The organism is Arthrobacter cupressi (assembly GCF_900099975.1).
GTDB classification, from domain to species: domain Bacteria; phylum Actinomycetota; class Actinomycetes; order Actinomycetales; family Micrococcaceae; genus Arthrobacter; species Arthrobacter cupressi.
The window spans coordinates 136,503-155,488 of the sequence record NZ_FNEI01000002.1 but is presented as its reverse complement, the minus strand read 5'-3'; the positions used below and the strand labels follow the sequence as shown (position 1 = coordinate 155,488).

The 18,986-nt window shown below is 67.7% G+C and carries 19 protein-coding genes; 8 read left to right on the top strand and 11 right to left on the bottom strand.

The window, feature by feature from the left end; all coding sequences use genetic code 11:
* Window positions 1–47: 47 nt before the first annotated feature.
* Window positions 48–803, bottom strand: coding sequence for an IclR family transcriptional regulator (locus BLP88_RS03130; RefSeq protein ID WP_074586832.1), 756 nt, complete (start codon window positions 801–803; stop codon window positions 48–50).
* Window positions 804–1,013: 210 nt separating this feature from the next.
* On the opposite strand from BLP88_RS03130, the gene BLP88_RS03125 reads away from it, so the two are divergent.
* From BLP88_RS03125 to BLP88_RS03110, 4 genes are read left to right on the top strand one after another with little or no spacing between them, the layout of a single operon-like run.
* The gene (locus BLP88_RS03125; protein ID WP_074586830.1) at window positions 1,014–2,450 is read left to right on the top strand and encodes an NAD-dependent malic enzyme; all 1,437 of its coding nucleotides are present in this window, start codon (window positions 1,014–1,016) and stop codon (window positions 2,448–2,450) included.
* A gap of 14 nt (window positions 2,451–2,464) precedes the next feature.
* Entirely contained in the window at window positions 2,465–4,060 is a 1,596-nt protein-coding gene (aceB, locus tag BLP88_RS03120; RefSeq protein WP_074586828.1) for a malate synthase A, read from the top strand.
* A 2-nt stretch (window positions 4,061–4,062) separates the two neighbouring features.
* Window positions 4,063–5,328, top strand: coding sequence for a DUF6986 family protein (locus tag BLP88_RS03115; RefSeq protein WP_074586827.1), 1,266 nt, complete (start codon window positions 4,063–4,065; stop codon window positions 5,326–5,328).
* Window positions 5,329–5,339: 11 nt separating this feature from the next.
* Window positions 5,340–6,170 (top strand): bifunctional allantoicase/(S)-ureidoglycine aminohydrolase, encoded by an 831-nt coding sequence (locus BLP88_RS03110; protein ID WP_074586826.1) that lies wholly within the window; start codon window positions 5,340–5,342, stop codon window positions 6,168–6,170.
* 101 nt (window positions 6,171–6,271) lie between these two features.
* Here BLP88_RS03110 and BLP88_RS19065 read toward each other — a convergent pair whose 3' ends face one another.
* The gene (locus BLP88_RS19065) at window positions 6,272–6,823 is read right to left on the bottom strand and encodes a hypothetical protein (protein WP_245679750.1); all 552 of its coding nucleotides are present in this window, start codon (window positions 6,821–6,823) and stop codon (window positions 6,272–6,274) included.
* Window positions 6,824–7,161: 338 nt separating this feature from the next.
* Here BLP88_RS19065 and BLP88_RS03100 point away from each other — a divergent pair, with 338 nt between their 5' ends.
* On the top strand, window positions 7,162–7,626 hold the full coding sequence (locus BLP88_RS03100) for a cupin domain-containing protein (protein ID WP_074586824.1): 465 nt from the start codon (window positions 7,162–7,164) through the stop codon (window positions 7,624–7,626).
* 135 nt (window positions 7,627–7,761) lie between these two features.
* Window positions 7,762–9,132 (top strand): ATP-binding protein, encoded by a 1,371-nt coding sequence (locus BLP88_RS03095; protein ID WP_074586822.1) that lies wholly within the window; start codon window positions 7,762–7,764, stop codon window positions 9,130–9,132.
* 22 nt (window positions 9,133–9,154) lie between these two features.
* Here the strand turns inward: BLP88_RS03095 and BLP88_RS03090 are convergent, their stop codons facing one another.
* Genes BLP88_RS03090 through BLP88_RS03080 form a run of 3 tightly spaced genes read right to left on the bottom strand, consistent with a single transcriptional unit; the run spans window position 9,155 to window position 11,878 of the window.
* Window positions 9,155–9,400 carry a hypothetical protein gene (locus BLP88_RS03090; RefSeq protein WP_074586820.1) on the bottom strand — a complete coding sequence of 82 codons (246 nt, stop codon included), beginning with the start codon at window positions 9,398–9,400 and terminating at the stop codon, window positions 9,155–9,157.
* A gap of 4 nt (window positions 9,401–9,404) precedes the next feature.
* Entirely contained in the window at window positions 9,405–11,297 is a 1,893-nt protein-coding gene (locus BLP88_RS03085) for a glycoside hydrolase family 15 protein (RefSeq protein ID WP_281186782.1), read from the bottom strand.
* A complete protein-coding gene (locus BLP88_RS03080) occupies window positions 11,294–11,878 on the bottom strand; it encodes an adenylate kinase (protein ID WP_074586818.1) in 585 nt (194 codons plus the stop codon). Before BLP88_RS03080 ends, BLP88_RS03085 begins: the two co-directional genes overlap by 4 nt.
* A 305-nt stretch (window positions 11,879–12,183) precedes the next feature.
* Here BLP88_RS03080 and BLP88_RS03075 point away from each other — a divergent pair, with 305 nt between their 5' ends.
* Window positions 12,184–12,663: a hypothetical protein gene (locus tag BLP88_RS03075; RefSeq protein WP_074586816.1), complete on the top strand. Its 480-nt coding sequence runs from the start codon at window positions 12,184–12,186 to the stop codon at window positions 12,661–12,663.
* 93 nt (window positions 12,664–12,756) lie between these two features.
* On the opposite strand, the gene BLP88_RS03070 is transcribed toward BLP88_RS03075, so the two are convergent.
* The 3 genes from BLP88_RS03070 to BLP88_RS03060 form a co-directional block, all read right to left on the bottom strand.
* Window positions 12,757–13,464 (bottom strand): response regulator transcription factor, encoded by a 708-nt coding sequence (locus BLP88_RS03070; protein ID WP_074586815.1) that lies wholly within the window; start codon window positions 13,462–13,464, stop codon window positions 12,757–12,759.
* Window positions 13,461–15,335 carry a histidine kinase gene (locus BLP88_RS03065; protein WP_139163284.1) on the bottom strand — a complete coding sequence of 625 codons (1,875 nt, stop codon included), beginning with the start codon at window positions 15,333–15,335 and terminating at the stop codon, window positions 13,461–13,463. The genes BLP88_RS03070 and BLP88_RS03065 overlap by 4 nt, the downstream gene beginning before the upstream one ends.
* Before the next feature lie 83 nt (window positions 15,336–15,418).
* Window positions 15,419–15,760: a hypothetical protein gene (locus tag BLP88_RS03060; RefSeq protein WP_074586812.1), complete on the bottom strand. Its 342-nt coding sequence runs from the start codon at window positions 15,758–15,760 to the stop codon at window positions 15,419–15,421.
* 283 nt (window positions 15,761–16,043) lie between these two features.
* Between BLP88_RS03060 and BLP88_RS03055 the strand changes: the two genes are divergently transcribed.
* Window positions 16,044–17,372, top strand: a complete 1,329-nt coding sequence (locus tag BLP88_RS03055; RefSeq protein WP_074586811.1) for an MFS transporter — start codon at window positions 16,044–16,046, stop codon at window positions 17,370–17,372.
* 22 nt (window positions 17,373–17,394) lie between these two features.
* Here BLP88_RS03055 and BLP88_RS03050 read toward each other — a convergent pair whose 3' ends face one another.
* The 3 genes from BLP88_RS03050 to BLP88_RS03040 form a co-directional block, all read right to left on the bottom strand.
* Entirely contained in the window at window positions 17,395–18,009 is a 615-nt protein-coding gene (locus tag BLP88_RS03050) for a DnaJ family domain-containing protein (RefSeq protein WP_074586809.1), read from the bottom strand.
* Between the two features lie 93 nt (window positions 18,010–18,102).
* Window positions 18,103–18,600, bottom strand: coding sequence for an SRPBCC family protein (locus tag BLP88_RS03045; protein ID WP_074586808.1), 498 nt, complete (start codon window positions 18,598–18,600; stop codon window positions 18,103–18,105).
* Window positions 18,597–18,956, bottom strand: a complete 360-nt coding sequence (locus BLP88_RS03040; protein WP_074586807.1) for an ArsR/SmtB family transcription factor — start codon at window positions 18,954–18,956, stop codon at window positions 18,597–18,599. The genes BLP88_RS03045 and BLP88_RS03040 overlap by 4 nt, the downstream gene beginning before the upstream one ends.
* Between the last annotated feature and the right edge of the window lie 30 nt (window positions 18,957–18,986).

The window sequence follows — 18,986 nt, the reverse complement described above, 5'->3', positions numbered from 1 at the left end:
CAGGGCCTCAGCTGTACGTTCGCGCCGGGTTGGCTGCGGTTTCGGGCTCAGTTGCGGTTCAGCTCCACGGAGATCGCGTTGGCCGCCTCGCGCAGCATGGGCACGGCACGCTCGCCGAAGCCCTGGTCCACCCGGGTGACCGGGCCGGAGACGGAGATCGCCGTGGGGGTCGGGGCGTTGGGCACGGCCATGGCGAAGCAGCGGACGCCGAGCTCCTGCTCCTCTTCGTCGATGGAGTAGCCGCGTTCGCGGATCAGCTTGAGGTCGTGCAGCAGGGCGTCGATGTCGCCGATGCTCTTGGAGGTGGGGGTGGGCATCCCGGTGCGGGCCACGATCCCGCGGACCACCTCATCATCCAGCTGCGCCAGGATCGCCTTGCCCACGCCGGTGTCGTGGGTGTGGGCGCGGCGGCCCACCTCGGTGAACATGCGCATGGAGTGCGGCGAGGGAACCTGCGCCACGTAGATGACCATGTCCGAATCCAGCACGGCCATGTTCGAAGTTTCGCCCAGGCGGTCCACCAGGGACTTCAGCTGCGGGCGCGCCAGTGCGCCGAGCTGCTTGTTGGCGCCGTCGCCGAGGCGGATCAACCGCGGCCCCAGGGCGTAGCGGCGGTTGGGAAGCTGCCGGATGTAGCCCAGCGCCACCAGCGTGCGCAGCAAGCGGTGGATGGTGGGCAGCGGAAGGTCGGTCGACGACGACAGCTCGCTAAGGGTGACGTCACCACCGGCGTCCGTGATGAGTTCCAGCAGTTCGAAGACGCGCTCGACGGACTGCACGCCTCCCGAGGGCTTTTCGGCCATTCCGTTGTCTCCTATGGCTCGGAATCCGACAACTCTTATCCGCATCGTGAAAGAAGTTGTATAGGTCTTCAAGATACCGCACCAAACCCCCATGCGGTCACCTTCGGCGGAAAGCTTGTGTTTCCACTTTGTAGATAATAATATCCATAATACGAAAAAGCACTAGCGAGGCACACCGGTCCTTAAGGACCTGCAACAGGAGGACATTCAATGGCGAACCCGGGCCCCGGAAACTCAATTACCCTGCGCGTCGCCGCGCCGTCGAGCTTCACTGCCACCAGTGAGATCGCAGCGGCAGTCGCCGCCGCCGGCGCAGCCGTCACCGCACTGGACGTCACCGAGTCCCACCACGACACGATCGTCGTCGACGTCACGTGCAACACCACCGGCGAGGAGCACGCCGAAGAGGTCAAGAAGGCCCTGAACGCGCTCGACGGCGTCACGGTCCAGCACGTTTCGGACCGCACCTTCCTCATGCACCTGGGCGGCAAGCTCGAGGTGGTTCCGAAGGTGCCGCTGCGCAACCGCGACGACCTGTCCCGCGCCTACACCCCCGGCGTCGCACGCGTCTGCCTGGCCATCGCCGAGGATCCGGCAGCGGCCCGCAACCTGACCGTCAAGCGCAACACGGTCGCCGTCGTCACCGATGGCTCCGCCGTCCTGGGCCTGGGCAACATCGGACCCGCCGCCGCCCTGCCGGTCATGGAAGGCAAGGCCGCCCTCTTCAAGCAGTTCGCCAACGTGGACGCCTGGCCGGTCTGCCTGGACACCCAGGACACCGAGGAAATCATCCGCACCGTCAAGCTCCTGGCTCCCGTCTTCGGCGGCGTGAACCTCGAGGACATCGCCGCTCCCCGCTGCTTCGAAATCGAGGCCCGCCTGCGCGAGGAACTCGACATCCCCGTCTTCCATGACGACCAGCACGGCACCGCCATCGTCACCCTCGCGGCGCTCGTCAACGCGCTGCGCGTGGTGGACAAGAAGATCGCCGACGTCAGGATCGTCGTCTCCGGCGTGGGCGCCGCCGGCTCCGCCATCATCCAGCTCCTCAAGGCCCAGGGTGCCCAGCACATCATCGCCGCGGGCCGCTCCGGCGCAATCCACGCGGGCGAGAGCTACAACGACCAGCACCGCACCTGGATCGCGGAAAACACCAATGTCGAAGGATTCTCCGGCACCCTGCACGAAGCCCTGGTGGGCGCGGATGTGTTCATCGGCGTCTCCGCTCCGAACATCCTGGGCGAAGAGCAGGTCGCTTCCATGGCCGATGACGCCATCGTCTTCGCCATGGCCAACCCCACTCCCGAGGTGGACCCGTCCATCGCGTCCAAGCACGCCGCCGTCGTGGCAACGGGCCGCAGCGATTTCCCGAACCAGATCAACAATGTCCTGGCCTTCCCCGGCCTGTTCCGCGGCCTCCTCGACGCCGGGGCGAGCGACATCACCCCGGACATGCTGGTGGCCGCCGCGGAAGCCATCGCCAAGCGGGTCGCTGACGATGAGCTCAATGCGAGCTACATTATTCCCAGCATTTTCGACCCGCACGTGACGGCCGACGTCGCAACCGCTGTTGCCAACGCCGCGCACGCCGCTGCTCAGTCCAACGCAGCCCAGTCCACCGCCGCCGTTCCGGCCGCCGCACACTAGGAAGGACCCGCACCATGGCTCTTACCGTCACCGATCCCCGGCCGGTCGAACGTGCCGAAGAAATCCTGACCCCCAAGGCGCTGGCCTTCGTCGAGGAACTCCACAAGCGCTTCGCCGGCACCCGCTCGGAGCTGCTGGCTGCGCGCGCCGCCAAGCGCGACGAGGTTGCCCGCACCGGCAAGCTCGACTTCCTTCCCGAAACGAAGGAGATCCGCGAGGGCGACTGGAAGGTCGCAGAAGCCCCGGCCGCGCTGCAGGACCGCCGCGTGGAAATGACCGGCCCGGCCTCGCCCGCCAAGATGGCCATCAACGCCCTCAACTCCGGCGCCAAGGTCTGGCTTGCGGACCTCGAGGACGCCAGCACCCCCACGTGGGCCAATGTCATCGACGCCATCCTGAACCTGCGCGACGCCGCCACCGGCACCCTGGCCTACACTTCCCCCGAGGGCAAGGAATACCGCCTGCGCACCGACGCTCCGCTGGCCGTCGTTGTCACCCGCCCTCGCGGCTGGCACATGGACGAACGCCACCTGCTCCTCGACGGCGAACCCACCGTGGGCGCGCTGGTGGACTTCGGCCTGCATTTCTTCCACACGGCCAAGCAGCTCCTCCTGAACGGCCACGGTCCGTTCTACTACCTGCCCAAGATGGAGAGCTACCTTGAGGCCCGCCTGTGGAACGACATCTTCGTGTTCGCCCAGGACTACATCGGCATCCCGCAGGGCAGCATCCGCGGCACCATGCTGATCGAAACCATCCCTGCCGCGTTCCAGATGGAGGAGTTCCTCTACGAGCTGCGCGACCACGCCTCCGGCCTGAACGCCGGCCGCTGGGACTACCTGTTCAGCATCGTGAAGTACTTCCGCGACGCCGGCGAATCCTTCATCCTGCCGGACCGCGCCTCCGTGGTCATGACCGCGCCGTTCATGCGCGCCTACACCGAGCTGCTGGTCAAGACCTGCCACAAGCGCGGCGCCTTCGCCATGGGCGGCATGGCGGCGGTCATCCCGAACCGCCGCGAACCCGAAGTCACCGCCCAGGCCTTCGAGAAGGTCCGCGCAGACAAGACCCGTGAGGCGAACGACGGCTTCGACGGTTCGTGGGTGGCGCACCCGGACCTGGTCTCCACCTGTCAGGAAGTTTTCGACTCGGTGCTCGGCAGCAAGCCGAACCAGCTCGACAAGCAGCGCCCGGAGGTCTCGGTCACCGCGGCGCAGCTCCTGGATGTGCCCTCCGCCGGCGGCGAAGTCACCGAGGCAGGCCTGCGCCTGAACCTGTACGTCGCCGTCGCCTACACCGCTGTGTGGCTCTCCGGCAGCGGCGCCGTGGCGATCCACAACCTCATGGAAGACGCCGCCACCGCGGAAATCTCCCGCTCGCAGGTCTGGCAGCAGATCCGCAACAAGTCTGTCCTGGCCGACACCGGCAACACGGTCACCCGTGAGCTCGTCACCCGGATCCTGGGTGAGGAGACCGAACGGCTGCGCGGCGAGGTGGATGCCGAATCGTTCACCAAGTACTACGAACCGGCCAGCCGCCTGATCGCGGACATCTGCCTGTCCGAGGACTACACGGACTTCCTCACCACCCCCGCTTACGAGCTGGTGTAGGGATGGCCAAGCAGTCCCTGAACGCGGCGGACCTCGCCGCCATCGATTCCCAGCTCGCCGCCACGGACGAACTGCTGGAACGCAACTACCCCGGCGACAGCGGCAGCCGCCAGCCCGTGCACACCGTGTACGTACCGGCGGACCGCTTCACGCCGTCGCTCGCTTCCGAATGGGGCGCCCAGGCGCTCGCGACGGCGGAGCAGCACGGCGGGCTTGAGAAGCTCGGCGTGCTGCTGGGCCAGGAGCCCGGGCTGGCGGCCGCCGTCGCCGGCCGGGTCGCTGCCAAGCTGCGCAGCGAGCCGATCGAGGACCTGCGCCTGGACTTCGAGGACGGCTACGGCGACCGCGGCGACGAGGCCGAAGACGTGGCCGCCGTGGCGGCGGCGCAGGCCGTCAGTGAAGCCGTGGCCGGCGGTTCCGCCCCGCCGTTCATCGGCATCCGCTTCAAGTGCTTCGAGGCGCCCACCCGGGCCCGCGGCCTGAAGACCCTGGACCTCTTCGTCTCCACCCTGGCCTCCGCGGGCGAACTGCCCGAGGGCCTGGTGCTGACCCTGCCCAAGGTCACCACGGTGGCCCAGGTCAAGGCCATGGACTTCGCGGTTTCCCGGCTCGAGGAAATCCACTCGCTGCCGGCCGGCCGGCTGCGCTTCGAGGTTCAGGTGGAAACCCCGCAGCTGATCCTGGGCCCCGAGGGCACTTCGCCGGTGGCGCAGCTGCCGCACGCGGTGCCCGGGCGCATCAGCGGCCTGCACTACGGCACGTACGACTACTCGGCGTCGCTGCAGATCTCCGCGGAATACCAGTCCATGGAGCACCCGGTGGCCGATTTCGCCAAGGAAGTCATGCAACTGGCCGTGGCCGGCACCGGCATCCGCCTCTCCGACGGTTCCACGAACATCATCCCCGTGGGTGGGAACGTGGAGAACGCCTGGCAGCTGCACGGCCGCCTGGTCCGCCGTTCGCTGGAACGCGGTTACTACCAGGGCTGGGACCTGCACGCCAACCAGCTGCCCAGCCGCTTCGCCGCCACCTACGCCTTCTACCGCGAAGGCCTCCCGGCGGCCGCGGCCCGGCTGCGGAACTACGTCGAACGCACCGAGGGCGGCGTCATGGACGAACCGGCCACGGCACGCGCGCTGGCGGCGTTCATCCTGCGCGGCGTCCAGTGCGGCGCGGTGGGCACCGAAGAGGTCCTGGCGCTTGCCGGCGTCGAACTCCCCCGGCTGACCCATCTGGCACATCCGCGACTCGCCACCACATCGAACTAGAGGACTCATTCATGGGCAACTACTACTACCCCACCGGCGGCCTGCCGCCGCAGACCCATCTGACCACCGAGCGTGCCATCGTCACCGAGGCGTACACGGTGATCCCCAAGGGTGTGCTGACGGACATCGTCACCAGCCTCCTGCCGGGCTTCACGAAGACCCGTTCCTGGATCATCGCCCGTCCGATCTCCGGTTTCGCCACCACATTCTCCCAGCTCATCGTCGAGGTTGCACCCGGCGGCGGTGCTCCGAAGGCCGAGTTCGAGTCCGGCGTCGAAGGCGTCATCTTCGTGGTCAAGGGCACCCTGAACCTGGACCTCAAAGGCGAGAAGCACATCATGGAGGAGGGCGGCTACGCCTACCTGGCCGCCGGTGACGAGTGGGGCATCGAGAACACCTCCGACGACATCGCCACCTTCCACTGGATCCGAAAGGCCTACGACCGCCTGGAAGGCTACGAGGCCAAGTCCTTCGTCACCAACGAAAAGGACGTCGAAGGGACGGCCATGCCGGACACTGACGGCGTGTGGAGCACCCAGCGCTTCGTGCCCTCCGACGACCTGGCGCACGACATGCAGGTCAACATCGTCACGTTCCAGCCGGGCGGCGTGATTCCGTTCCCGGAGACCCACGTCATGGAGCATGGCCTGTACGTCCTCGAGGGCAAGGCCATGTACCTGCTCAACAAGGACTGGGTTGAGGTGGAAGCCGGCGACTACATGTGGCTGCGCGCCTTCTGCCCGCAGGCCTGCTACGCGTCCGGCCCCGGCCGGTTCCGCTACCTGCTGTACAAGGACCAGAACCGCCAGATCAAGCTCACCGGCGCACCGCTGCCGGGCTAGGCGTCCAGGTTCCGGGCCCCCGCCCAACTAGCTCGCAGTTAATGTCGTTTTGGAGCGTCAAAACGACAACAACTGCGAGTCAGTTGGGTGGGGCTTTCCATTTAACGCCACTGGCCGAGGCGGCGCCCCGCCCAGAATGCCAGCAACAGCAGCCCGACGGCAGCGATCACGTAGCCCGTTTGGGTTATCGGACCAAGGAAAGCGATGCCTGCGGGGCTGAACGTTTCGTTGGACAGCGGCGCATAGGCGAACCAGCCGAACGAGACCGGCTCGCTCCTGCCGACCAGGGCGGCCACCACGCCCGCGATGACCACCGCCAGTCCCAGCAAAGGTAGGACGACGGCCGCTTTGCTCCGGGCACTCCTGCGGAGCCCCGCCCCCATCGCCAGGACCAGCAGCCCGACGAGGGCAATCACATAGCCTGCCTGCGTCAGCGGGCCAAGGCTGGCGGCACCGGCCAGGCTGAAGAAATCGGGTGCCGGCCCGACAAAGCCGAAATCAACCGGCTCGTTCGCTCCAAGTAAGGCGGTCACCCCGCCCGCGATGACCACCGCGAGACCCGCCAAAGGTACGACGGCGGCCGTCGCCCTGGCCTTGCTGCCCGCCTGGTTGTCCGGCCGGCCCGGCTTACTGTTATCCCCCAAAGATTCCATGCCCGCCAGAGTAGCAGCGCCCCGCCGTCGGGCAGCCTTAAGGCGCGAAGTCGCCGGAACGCTGCGGGGTCGCCGCAACGTTCCGGCGACTCCGCAGGCTTCCGGCGACCCCCCGGCTTCCGGCGATTCGGGTGAATGGGCCAATCCGTTGACTCAAGTGCCGGCCGAGGCCATAATCCCTCGTGCCCGGGCAGGAGCAATTGATGGATCCCGGGGCTGAGGGGCGTCCGGGTGACAGTGTCCCGTGGTGCGGGGAACCCTGGCTGGGGGTGGCTGCCCACGCAACAACATCACACTGGGGGCCGGGCTGCCCCCAAGCAGTCTGAAGAGGATCCACCATGAAATGGACAAGGGCCACTGCCTCCGCCGCCGTTTTCGTTGCGGTTGCAACCCTGGCCACAAGCAGCATTGCCGTCGCCACCCCGGGCTCCGGGACCAGTGCCGGCCCGGCGGTCATCGGGACCATCGACGGCAGCCAGAAGACCGAGCAAGATGACATCGAATTCAAGACCAAGGGCGACGTCGCCGTCCTGGACTTCGAACTCACCTACGCGGTGGGGGCGTACTCCGGCTGGCACAAACATCCGGGCATCGTCATCGCCACCGTGAAGTCCGGCTCGGTCACCCGGCAGCTGGGGTGCACCACCCAAACCTTCGTCGCCGGCGACACGTTTACCGAGGTCGGACCCCACTTTGTGAGCAACCCGAGCACCACCACGCCAGCGGTCCTGTCCATCACACAGATCGTTCCGGCGGACCAGGTAGGCGCGCGGAGAATCGACCTCCCGGCCCCCACCTGCTGACGACCCAAAGCCGGGGTCGCCGGAGCGCTGCGGGGTCGCCGCAACGTTCCGGCGACCCCGCAGGCTTCCGGCGACTCCGCGCCGCCCCGCCGTGCCCGGGGCCGCGCCGCCGGCCCCCTGCTAGGGTCTCTGTCCATGGATGAAAATTTGGGGAAATTCATCAAGGACTTCAGCGTACTGGTGCAGCTGGCCCAGTCCGGGCGGGAAGAGGTTCCAGACGGAAACCAACTGTCCCTGGCGCTGACGGACCATCTGGGGACGGCCGCCACGGAGCTGTCCGTGGTGGTGGAGGAGATCCAGGCCCACCGGCTGGTGGACGTGGACATCCTGATGGAGTCGCTGGCCGCGGAGGATCCCGGACACCGACTGCTCGGGATCGGCGGCGGAAACCAGCGCAACCACATGTCCCTGAGCGACATCCTCCAGCATTCCCGGATGTACCCGTCCTTTCCGCTGGCCCAGCCGGACTACAGCAACCTGGCCATCGGACCGGACGAGCAGCGCCAGGTGGTCGCGCTGGGCCTGTGGCTCTTCAGGTACGACGGCGCACCGCTGGCGGTCCTGCAGCGCGAGGCCAACCCGCAGTACGGCCGGCACGCGGCCACGCTGGAGGTCATCGCCGGGGAAGCAGGAACGGCCGCGGCCTTCCTCGCCGAAATCCGCAGCAGCCTGGAGCGCAACAGCGTCTTCAAGGGCCAGGTCATCGCCCTGACCATGGGCGACTACGGTCCAAGCATGGGTGGGGTCACCTTCCTGCGGCGTCCGGAGCTGGCCAAACGCGACGTCATTCTTCCGGACGGGCTGCTGGACCGCGTGGAAGACCACACCCTGGGAATCGCCCGCCAGGCGTCGGTCCTGCAGGAGCATGGCCAGCACCTCAAACGGGGGCTGCTGCTATACGGCCCGCCGGGCACCGGCAAGACGCACACCGTGCGGTACCTGCTGAGCCAAAGCGAGGGAACGACGTCGGTGCTCCTCTCGGGCGGAACGCTCGCCCGGATTTCCGAAGCGGCACGGATCGCGAGGGCTCTCGCGCCCTCGATCGTGGTGCTCGAGGACTGCGACTTGATCGCCGAGGACCGCAACTTCAGCCATGGCCCGCAGCCCCTGCTTTTCGAGGTGCTGGACGCCATGGACGGCCTGGACAGTGATGCCGACGTCGCGTTCGTCCTCACCACCAACCGCGTGGAGACCCTCGAACGCGCCTTGGCGCAACGGCCCGGCCGGGTGGATCTCGCCGTCGAGATCCCGCTGCCCTCCGAACACGAGCGCGGAAGGCTCCTGGAGCTCTACTCCCCCGGCCTGGATTTCTCGACGGCGGCGCTTGAATCCGCGGCGGCGCTCACCGCGGGGACCACGGCATCGTTCGCCAAGGAACTGGTGCGACGGGCCGTGGTGGCCGCGGCACTGGCCGGCCAGGCGCCGTCGGACACCCACCTGGAAGGCGCCGTGGAAGAGCTCATGGCGGACAGCGCGGCGCTCACCCGCAGCCTGCTGGGCAGCTGAACGAGGGAAAAACGTAGCGTGCCTACGCCGCGGAGTCCTCCGGGGCACCGCCGGTCTCAGGCGCAGCCCAGGTGAGGTTGACCATGACGCCGTCGTTGTCTTCGTCGATCCTGAGCTGCAGTTCCTCCCCGAAGAAGAAGTCATGCTCAAGGTCCCGCCCGTCGATCCGTGCCGCCTCCGCGAGTTTCGTCATGGCCGAGGCCATCGCCCGGCCCCAGTCGTGGGGGTGCTTGCTGGACGCCTTCTCGAGGGCTGAATACCTGACCATGGTTTCAATTGTTCTCCGTTGCGGCCCGTTCTGCCAGAGCAGGACCGGACGAGGGACCGGTGCCCGGAGCATTTCCGATCGGCACGTTGCTGCGGTGCGCCCGGCCGCGGTCCAGTTGCATGGCGCTCGTCACGAGGGCGAAGTGGCTGAAGGCCTGGGGCATGTTCCCCAGTTGCCGGCGGGTCCGCGGATCCCATTCCTCGCTGAGCAATCCCACGTCGTTGCGGAGGGAGAGCAGCCGCTCGAACAGTTCGGTGGCTTCCCCGGCGCGTCCCGCGCCAAGCAGCGCATCCACCAGCCAGAAGGAACAGGCGAGGAACACGCCTTCACCGCCCGGCAGGCCGTCGTCGCTCTCTTCGTTGCGGTACCGCAGCACCAGCCCGTCCACGGTCAACTCGCGCTGGATCGCCTCGATGGTGCCGATCACCCGCGGATCGTCGTGAGGCAGGAAGCCCACCTTCGGGATCAGCAGCAGGCTCGCGTCCAGTTCGCGGCCGCCGTACGCCTGGACGAAGGTGTTGCGTCCGGCGTCGAAACCCCGCTCCATGACCTCCCGGTGGATCGTGTCCCGCAGGGCCGCCCACCGCTCCAGCGGCCCCGGCAATCCAAGGTCGCCGATTGCCTTGACCATGCGGTCCGCAGCCACCCAGGCCATCACTTTCGAGTGCGTGAAATGGCGCCTGGGGCCGCGCATTTCCCACAGCCCGTTGTCCGGCCGGTGCCAGATCTCTTCCAGGTGGTTCATGAGGGCCAGCTGGAGGGGCCAGGAATCGTCCCTTTTCCGGGCGCCGCCGTCCAGCAGCCCCGCCCTGGTCAGCGACAGGCAATCCAGCACCTCGCCCCACACATCCAGCTGCAGTTGCTCCGCGGCGGCGTTGCCTGTGCGGACGGGCAGCGATCCCTGGTAGCCGGACAACCAGGTGAGGGCATTTTCGGGGAGGCGGCGTTCGCCGTGCAGGCCGTACATGATCTGCAGGTCCGCGGGATCGCCGGCCACTGCGCGCAGCAGCCAGTCCCGCCAGGCGGCGGCCTCCTCCGTGTATCCCGCGGCAAGCAGGGACTGCAGCGTTAGCGTGGCGTCACGGAGCCAGCAGTAGCGGTAGTCCCAGTTCCGCGGCCCGCCCAGCTGTTCCGGAAGCGAGGTGGTGGGGGCGGCCACGATTCCGCCGGTCGGGGCATAGCTGAGCGCCTTGAGGGTGATCAGGGAACGTTCGACGGCGGCGTGGTAGGGACCGGCGTCCGCGCACCGTTGGGACCACTCGGTCCAGAATTGTTCGGTGTCCGACCGGGCGGCGGCGGGTTCAACGGACCGTGGCCGCGGCTGGTGGCTCGGCGCCCACGTCAGGACGAACGGTACGGACTCCCCTTCCCCGACGGTGAACTCGCTGATGGTGCGCATGTCCACGCCCTTGAGCGGCGCCGCGGTTTCCACGTAGACCGAGTCCGGACCGGCAACAGCCCTGATTCCTTGTTGGTCCCGCCGCACCCACGGCACCACATGGCCGTAATCGAAGCGAAGGACCAGTTCCCCGCGCATCCGCACGCTGCCACGGATCCCCTCGACAATGCGGACGACGTCGGCAACCTCGTCGCGCGGCGGCATGAAGTCGGTGACGCGCACGTGGCCTTTGTCGGTCTCCCATTCGCTCACCAGGACCAGGGTTCCCGGGCGGTAGCTGCGGCGGGTACAGCGGCCGCCGTCCACGGGCGCCAGAAGCCACCGGCCGGCGTCGGGAGTGTCCAACAGGGCCGCGAAGCACGCCGGCGAGTCGAAACGCGGCAGGCACAGCCAGTCAATGGACCCTTCGGTGCTGACGAGCGCCGCGGTGTGCAGGTCGCCGATCATGGCGTAGTCTTCGATTCCCGCGGGCCCGCCGGGGGCCGTGCCGCCGCTCACCCCCGGGTACCCAGGAAGGCCTCGACGGCGGCGATCGCCCGGTCCGTGATGGCCGCCCGCTCGCCGCTGCCGTCCACCTCCACCACGATGCCGCGCACCGAATACGCCGAAACCACCGGCTGCGTTTCCTCCCGGTAGAGCTCCAGGCGCCGCCGGATCACCGCGGCGGTGTCATCGCTGCGGCCCTGTTCCTGCGCCCGGTTGAGGAGCCGCTGCACCAGTTCCTCGTCGTCCGCGGCGAGCTGCACGACGGCGTCAAGGCGCTGTCCTTTGCCCGCAAGCAAGGCGTCGAGAGCCGCGAGCTGGGCCAGGTTGCGCGGGTAGCCATCCAGCAGGAACCCGTTCCCGACGTCGTCGCCGTCCAGGCGACGCGCGACCATCGCGTCGGTGAGCCGGTCCGGCACGAGCTCGCCCCTGTCCATGAACCGGCTGGCCTCGACGCCGAGTTCGGTCTGCTCCCGTACGTGGGTGCGGAAGATTTCACCGGTGGAAATGGGCAGGACGCCGAAATGTGCGGCGAGGTATTCGGCCTGGGTGCCTTTTCCCGAGCCGGGCGCGCCAATGATGATCATGCGGGTCATGCCTGAGCGTAGCAACGGACGGCCCCTTTGGCACCAGCCATGCAGGATCGCCGGCCCGGAAGGGCCCCGAGAGACCGCGCCCGAAACATTTATCCAAATGCCTGAATAATTACGTGCTAGCACGGAAGCGCCGCACCCTCCCCCGGGCGCACCATTGATTTCGGGCCGGGAAACCTGGCCCGAAGCGGAGGACCCGCACAGCAAGAGGGACCTCCACTGATCACCGGCAGGCCGGAACACACCGTTCAGGCCGGGATGCCCGTTCACATCCCCTCGGCCGGTTCACATCACACCCCAGGAGAGAAATGCGCACCAACACCCTGTCCAAGCCCAAGCGCGCCCGGATCATCTCGGTACTGGCCGTCAGCCTCGGCCTTGCCGGAGCCGGCCTGGCCCTCGGTACCCCTGCCCAGGCCAGCACCCTCTATTCCTGCACCGTCACACCGCTGAAGCCGATCTTCTCGCACTTCAACACCAGCGGCGTGAAGGTCCTCGACTACCGCATCACAGCCAGCTGCACGAGCAGCCGCTCGCTCTACATCCAGCAGCAGCGCTGGGAGGACGACTCCTGGCCGAACGGCGACGACTACCTGGGCGGCACTGACTTCAGCCGCTACCTCAGCGCCGGCACGAGCACCACCATCCACAACTACCGCACCCTGGTGGACGGCGAGCTCGGCTACGAAGAGGTCTACCAGAAGGTCCGCTTCAAGGTGGGCAGCGGCGGCGTTTGGTCGGGCTACACCGGTTGGCAGAACAGCGCGGTCCTCTCGATCTCGAACTAGTCCCCATTCAGCCCCCAACATGCGGCGACAAGCCGGCCCGGTTCTGCCGGGCCGGTTTCGCGTGTGCGGCCAGCTGCGTTTTCGCCTGTGCGGCTAGCGGCGGCCTCCGCCGGAGCGCAGGTAGCTCAGCACGGCCAGGACACGGCGGTGGTCCTCGGGTTCGGGACGCAGGTTGAACTTCACGAAGATGCTGCGGATATGCGCCTCCACTGTCCGTTCGCCGAGGAACAGGCAGCGGCTGATCGCCTGGTTGGTGCGGCCCTCGGCCATGAGCTCCAGCACTTCGAGTTCCCGGCCGCTCAGTTCCTCCGCACCCTGCCGGGGTTCCTGCGGACGCGAAACCAGGCGGGACACAAGCTCGGGGTCCACAGCGGTGCCGCCGGCGGCCACCCGCCGCAGGGCATCGAGGAAATCCTCGACGTCGGAGACGCGCTCCTTTAACAGGTAGCCCAGGCCCTTGGCCCCGTCGAGGCCAGTACCCTCGGCACCGGTGCCCTCCGCGCCCCCGGAGAACAGGGACATCGCGTTTTCCGTCTCCACGTACTGGGAGAGCAGCAGCACCCCGGTTTGCGGATACCGGCGCCGGATTTCCCTGGCGGCCTCGATCCCTTCCGTTGCGTACCCGGGCGGCATCCGGATGTCCACCACGGCGGCATCCGGCCGTTCGCGCTCAACGCAGCTGAGCAGTTCGGCGGCATCGCCCGCTTCGCAGACCACCGTAATGCCTTCCGCCTCCAGCAGGGCTGCCAGGCCCCTGCGCAGCAAGGCGGAATCGTCCGCGATGGCAACCCTCAAGGTCATGGCAGGCCTCCTTTCCCTTCGCCCGGCAGTGCCCCGGGGGCCGTTGCCGGGTCCAGGGCGAACGGCAGTACCGCCGTGACCGTTGTTCCTTGACCCGGCGGGCTGACGACGTCGAAGGTGCCGCCCAGCGCCGCCGCGCGGTCCGCGAGGCCCATCAGTCCGCCGTCGGGCCCGGGTGCGGCGCCGCCCCTGCCGTTGTCCCCGATCACCACGGTCAACCGGTCCGCGGCGCCGGTGGCGCTGGCACGGATCATGGTGGCTTCCGCGTGCTTGGCGGTGTTGGTCACGGCCTCGGCGCAGATGAAGTAGGCGGCGAGCTCAACGGCAGGGGGCACGGGAGCGGCGAGCTCCACGCGGACCTCCATGGGCACCGCGGTGCGTTCGGCGAGTGCGGTGAGTGCCCCGGCGAGGCCGCGTTCGCGCAGCGACGGCGGGTAGACACCGCGGGCGAGCTCCCGCAGTTCACCCAGGGCCAGGTTGAGTTCCGCGGCGGCGTGCCCGATCAGTTCCCGGGCATCGGCGTCTGCCACCAGCCGCCTGGCCCGGGCCAGTTCCATGGCGACGGCCACCAGGCGCTGCTGCGCGCCGTCGTGAAGGTCCCGTTCCAGCTGCCGGCGGCGGGCGTCCCCGGCAGTGACGATGCGTTCACGGGAGCGGCGCACTTCGAGCAGTTGTTCGCGCAATTGCTCTTCCATGTTCCGGTTCTCCAGGGTGAGGGAGGTGGCGCTGCGCACGGCTTCGAGCAATGCGGGCTGCTCGCGGAGTGCCTGGTCGAACACCAGCGCCCCCACCGGGGTGCCCTTGCGTTCCAGGACCATGGCCGCCCGTCCGCTGTGTTCCTCCGGCAGTTCGCGGGCCCTGCCGTGTCCGTCGACGAAACCCGGCCGGACCGGGGACCACTGCCACAGCTCCAGGCTCGGGTCCCGGACGGTCTTCCGCAGCGCCTCGGTAAGCCGGTCGCTGAGCGGGGCCGCGCCGATTTCCACCATGAGTTCGCTGAGGGATCCGCGGGCGAAGCGGTAGCGCCACAATCCCAGCAGGACCGCCAGGGGGATGACCGCCGTCGCGGGGTATTGCCACAGCAGCGCCTCGGAGGCCTGCGGCCCGGAGAACTGCACGACGGCGGCGGCAGCCCAGACGGTTGCAGCGGTTTTGAGGGCCAGGGCGAGGCCCAACGGCAGGAAGGCGCTCCGGTACGCCGGGGTGCCGGCGTGCCAGCGCACCGCCAGCAACAGCACGATGGCCAGGCCCACACAGATCTGCACCACGCGGGCGGCGTTGCCGATGGCCGTGGTGAGCGCAAGGTCATCCCACAGCAGGAGCAGGTTCCGCGCAGTGGATTCTCCCGCGGCAACATGCAGGCGCGGGTCGAAGAAGGCCCAGTTGGCCACGGCGATGGCCAGCCACAGCGAGAAGAAGAAGACCACGGCGCCCTGCTGGAGGCGGGTCTTGAGCTTCCCGGCGGGGAAACTCAGCGCCAGCTGCAGCAAGGGGGGCTGGTACATCAAGGTCAGGGTCACCCCGGCAGTGAAGGCGAAGGGATCGCTGGAGCGGCGCAGGCCGGCGGCCAGCCAGAGCCAGCCGGCAAGGACCAGCAGAAATCCCGGCCTGCCGCTGGGCTGGCTCCGCCATGCGGCCACACCCGAGAGGACCAGGCCCAGTCCCACGGCCAGGAACATCCCGAATTCAAGAAGGCTGAAGGGTGCCCTGTCTGCGATCCCGCCCAGGTGCACCACGCCCTGCGCGTTGAGCAGCCCGAGGGTCCGGGCAGGATCCTGGAGAGCACGGGGCGACCAGTCGACGGCAAGCAGCACGACGGCGGTCAGGCCGGCGGTGACCGCCAGCACCAGCGCCGTCTGCCGTGGAGTCACGGCAATTCCCCCTCCGCCACGGCTTAAGATTCCCACGCCGGCGGGCGGCGGGCTACTGGGAATTCAGCGGCGTTTCTGCGGTGTCAGTCTTCGCGCTGGAGCCGGGCCAGCGCCATGCGGCGCAGTTCGGCAAGGTTCCGCAGCAGGGGCGCGGCGGCTTTCAGCAGCGGCTCGGTGATTCCGGCGTCGTGGGTTCCGCGGTAGCGGCGGCTGATGTCCATGACGGAAAGGGCCACGGCCACCGGCGAGAGCACCACCGCGGCATAGATGAAGATCATCCAGGACAGCACCGTCAGGGGCGACTGGCCTCCGCTCAGCCAGCTCAGTCCGCCCAGCAGGCCCACCGTCCAAAACAGCAGGACTCCGCCCAGCACAACGCCTGCGGGAAAGTACTCGCTCCGCACCACATTCTTCAGCTTTTCCATCAGCCGAACCCCATCCTCAACACCCGGATCTCACAACAACCAAGACAAGTATGCAGCCGCGAAAACCCCGTTTTCACCGTTTTCGAAAAGAGGTGATGAAGCTAACTTCGCGACCCCCTGGAGGGGCCTGCGGGCGCCTGCCGGCCAGCCCCGGCGACGCGTGCTGTTGTGAGTCAGCTCACCGTGGAGTACTCTTTTTCTGAACCACATATCGTACAACCGTTCGTAATGCGAACAGATTAAGAACCCCAACACCCGTCTTTCAGCGCGGAAGGACCCCGGAATGACCAATCTCGCAAGCGGCTCCGCCGTCTCGGCCAGCGAGTATCAACTCAAGCGGGCCAGGAAGGCTGCCCTCGCGGCCTTCCTGGGCGGCGCCCTCGAGTACTACGACTTCTTCATCTACGCGACCGCCGCCTCGCTGGTCTTCTCCAGGATCTTCTTCCCGGCGGGCGATCCCACCGTTGCGCTCATCGCCTCCTTCGCCACTTTCGGCGTGGCGTACGTTGCCCGCCCGTTTGGCGCGGTCGTGTTCGGCCACCTCGGGGACAAGATCGGCCGCAAGAACACCCTGGTGCTGACCCTCGTGCTGATGGGTTCGGCCACCTTCCTGATCGGCGTGCTCCCCGACTTCACCACTGCCGGCTACTGGGCACCGGCGCTGCTGGTGGTCCTGCGCCTGATGCAGGGCCTCTCCGCCGGGGCTGAGACCGCAGGCGCCTCCGCCCTCTCCACCGAGGAAGCCCCCGAAGGGCGCCGCGGCTTCTTCGCCAGCTTCGCCATGAGCGGCATTTCCGCCGGCATCGTGCTGGCTTCCCTGGCCTTCCTGCCCGTGGCAGCGATGAGCGAGGCCGAGCGCCTGGCCTGGGGATGGCGCATCCCGTTCTGGCTCTCCGTGGTGGTGCTGGTGGTGGCTTACCTGGTCCGGCGCTCCCTTGAGGAACCTGAGGTCTTCGAAGAGAAGCACGACCACGGCGAACTGGTGAAGCTCCCCTTCGCCAAGATGTTCAAGACCCACCCGGCGCAGTTCTTCCAAGTGGCCCTGATGTCCTTCGAAACGGTCACGAACACCTTCATGCAGTCCTTCGGCCTGGCGTATGCGGTGTCCGTGGGTGTCCCGGCTTCGACCATGCTGTGGGTGAGCATCCTGGGCAACGTGATCGCCATTGCCTCGCAGCCACTGATGGCTTGGCTCTCCGACCGTTTCGGCCGGCGGCCGGTCTTCATCGCCGGCGTGCTCGGCTCCGGCGCCATGATCTTCGTGTACTTCTCGGTCATCTCCACGGGGAACATCCCCATGATCTTCCTGGCCAGCACGCTGATCACCGCGGGAACCTACTCGATGTCCAACGCCATCTACCCGGCCTGGTTCTCCGAGCTCTTCAACGTCAAGGTCCGCTACTCGGGCATGGCCATCGGCCTGCAGATCGGCATCCTCTGCGCAGGCTTCACCCCCCTGTTGGGCACGGCGCTCGTGGGCGCCGAGAAGGCCAACTGGGGCCCGGCAGCCTGGATCGTGGCCGCGTCCTCGCTGCTGGCGGTGGCCGGTGCGGTCTGGGCCCGCGAAACCCACAAGACGCCCCTGCGCCAACTGGGCAACCCGGTTCGGTAGAGCGCCCCGCTCAGCAACCCACTCAGCCGCCCCGGAACCGCCGCCACCATGGCCTGGCGGGCCGGGGCGGTGGCGGTTCCGGGTGCGCGGCGGCAGAGGCAGCCCGGCGGGCGTGCCAGCGTTCAAGTTCGACGGCGATGTCCCGGGTCTTCGTGACCACGGGCGGCCCGCCCAGGAGCTGGCGGCGGGCGTTGACCACCCGGGCGTTGAAGTCCTCCAGGATCTCCCGGACCCGGCCCTCGGTGGCTTGATCGTCGAGCACCGCATCAAGCCCGGCGTCTTCCTTGCGCAGCAGGATCGCCTCCGGGGCCAGGCCGCTGAGCTGCTCACGCTGGATCAGCCCTTTGACCCACCAGTCCGGATCGTAGTTTTCGCCGAGGCCGGGGATGGGTTTGCCCGCGTACTTGAGGTGGTCGAACTTGCCCTGCGCCATGGCATCGCGGATCAGGTAGTCGGCCCGCGCGGCGCTGCCGATCTTCCGGCGCTTGTCCTGAAGCTCGTCTTCCGCAGCGGCATGGGCCGCTTCCTCCGGTGTGAGCTTGCCGGAGGAGCGCGCCGCCCGGAGTTCAGCCGCACGTTCCAGGCGGCGCCTGGCGCCGGAGTCCCTGGCGTCGGGGTCCCTGGCATCGGAGTCCATAACCACAGGGTACTGCGGAGCTAAATGATGCGGACCTTAAGGACTAACGACGACGGCGGGGGCCTCCCGCCGTCGTCGTCCGCCGTTTGCGCTTCAGGTGCGTGAGTACTCGGCCAGGATGGAGTCGATCTGCCCGGCTGCTTCCTTCATGCCTTCTTCCATGCCCATCTCGAGCATCGTGGTCATTTGCTCTTCGGATGCGAAGTTGGACTGGATGGTCATCCGGGTGCGGCCTCCAAGGTCTTCCAGGGTGACGACGACGTGGCCGCTCCCGATTTCCTCGACAGGGGCACCGTTCTCGTCGGCGAAGCCGTCCTCAAGCTCAAGGCGGTATGGCCGCTCGATCCTGGTGAAACGCCACCAGCCGCGGGGTTTCTCCCCCTCGGGGGTGGTCATGTAGTAGCCGGCCTCGCCCCCGGGCGTGAAGTCGTGCTTTTCGAAGGTAGCCGGATAGCCGGGAGGGCCCCACCAGCGTTCAAGCCGGCGCGGGTCTTCCCAGACCTGCCAGACGCGTTCGACGTCGGCATCGAGCTCCGTGACCAGCGTCAGGCTGAGTGCCTCGGGATTCGTGGTGGAACTGATGACAGTCATTGCTGAATCCTTCCATTGTTTTTCGGTTCTTCCGCGAGGATGTCTGCGATCCGCTCGGCACGCTGCCGCCAGATCGCTTCGTATTCATCAAGCAGCCGGCGGACATTCTGCAATCCATCATGATTCCCCCGCACGATCTGCTCCCTTCCGCGCTTCTCCTTGCTGACCAGGGAGGCACGTTCCAGCACCGCCACATGTTTCTGGACGGCGGCAAAACTCATGGCGTACAACGCAGCGAGGCCCGACACCGAGTACCCCCCCAGCGTCACCCGGCGCACAATGTCCCGGCGGGTGGGATCCGCGAGCGCCTGGAACAGGCGGTCGATCCCGGCATCATCCAGATGATCTACAACCATTTGGTTGTAGGTTACGCCGGGCGGTGAGGC

Bases quoted from the DNA above. Each gene is read 5' to 3' on its own strand.
- BLP88_RS03130 (WP_074586832.1), bottom strand. From the start codon at position 803: ATGGCCGAAAAGCCCTCGGGAGGCGTGCAGTCCGTCGAGCGCGTCTTC.
- BLP88_RS03125 (WP_074586830.1), top strand. From the start codon at position 1,014: ATGGCGAACCCGGGCCCCGGAAACTCAATTACCCTGCGCGTCGCCGCG.
- aceB (WP_074586828.1), top strand. From the start codon at position 2,465: ATGGCTCTTACCGTCACCGATCCCCGGCCGGTCGAACGTGCCGAAGAA.
- BLP88_RS03115 (WP_074586827.1), top strand. From the start codon at position 4,063: ATGGCCAAGCAGTCCCTGAACGCGGCGGACCTCGCCGCCATCGATTCC.
- BLP88_RS03110 (WP_074586826.1), top strand. From the start codon at position 5,340: ATGGGCAACTACTACTACCCCACCGGCGGCCTGCCGCCGCAGACCCAT.
- BLP88_RS19065 (WP_245679750.1), bottom strand. From the start codon at position 6,823: ATGGAATCTTTGGGGGATAACAGTAAGCCGGGCCGGCCGGACAACCAG.
- BLP88_RS03100 (WP_074586824.1), top strand. From the start codon at position 7,162: ATGAAATGGACAAGGGCCACTGCCTCCGCCGCCGTTTTCGTTGCGGTT.
- BLP88_RS03095 (WP_074586822.1), top strand. From the start codon at position 7,762: ATGGATGAAAATTTGGGGAAATTCATCAAGGACTTCAGCGTACTGGTG.
- BLP88_RS03090 (WP_074586820.1), bottom strand. From the start codon at position 9,400: ATGGTCAGGTATTCAGCCCTCGAGAAGGCGTCCAGCAAGCACCCCCAC.
- BLP88_RS03080 (WP_074586818.1), bottom strand. From the start codon at position 11,878: ATGACCCGCATGATCATCATTGGCGCGCCCGGCTCGGGAAAAGGCACC.
- BLP88_RS03075 (WP_074586816.1), top strand. From the start codon at position 12,184: ATGCGCACCAACACCCTGTCCAAGCCCAAGCGCGCCCGGATCATCTCG.
- BLP88_RS03070 (WP_074586815.1), bottom strand. From the start codon at position 13,464: ATGACCTTGAGGGTTGCCATCGCGGACGATTCCGCCTTGCTGCGCAGG.
- BLP88_RS03060 (WP_074586812.1), bottom strand. From the start codon at position 15,760: ATGGAAAAGCTGAAGAATGTGGTGCGGAGCGAGTACTTTCCCGCAGGC.
- BLP88_RS03055 (WP_074586811.1), top strand. From the start codon at position 16,044: ATGACCAATCTCGCAAGCGGCTCCGCCGTCTCGGCCAGCGAGTATCAA.
- BLP88_RS03050 (WP_074586809.1), bottom strand. From the start codon at position 18,009: ATGGACTCCGATGCCAGGGACCCCGACGCCAGGGACTCCGGCGCCAGG.
- BLP88_RS03045 (WP_074586808.1), bottom strand. From the start codon at position 18,600: ATGACTGTCATCAGTTCCACCACGAATCCCGAGGCACTCAGCCTGACG.
- BLP88_RS03040 (WP_074586807.1), bottom strand. From the start codon at position 18,956: ATGGTTGTAGATCATCTGGATGATGCCGGGATCGACCGCCTGTTCCAG.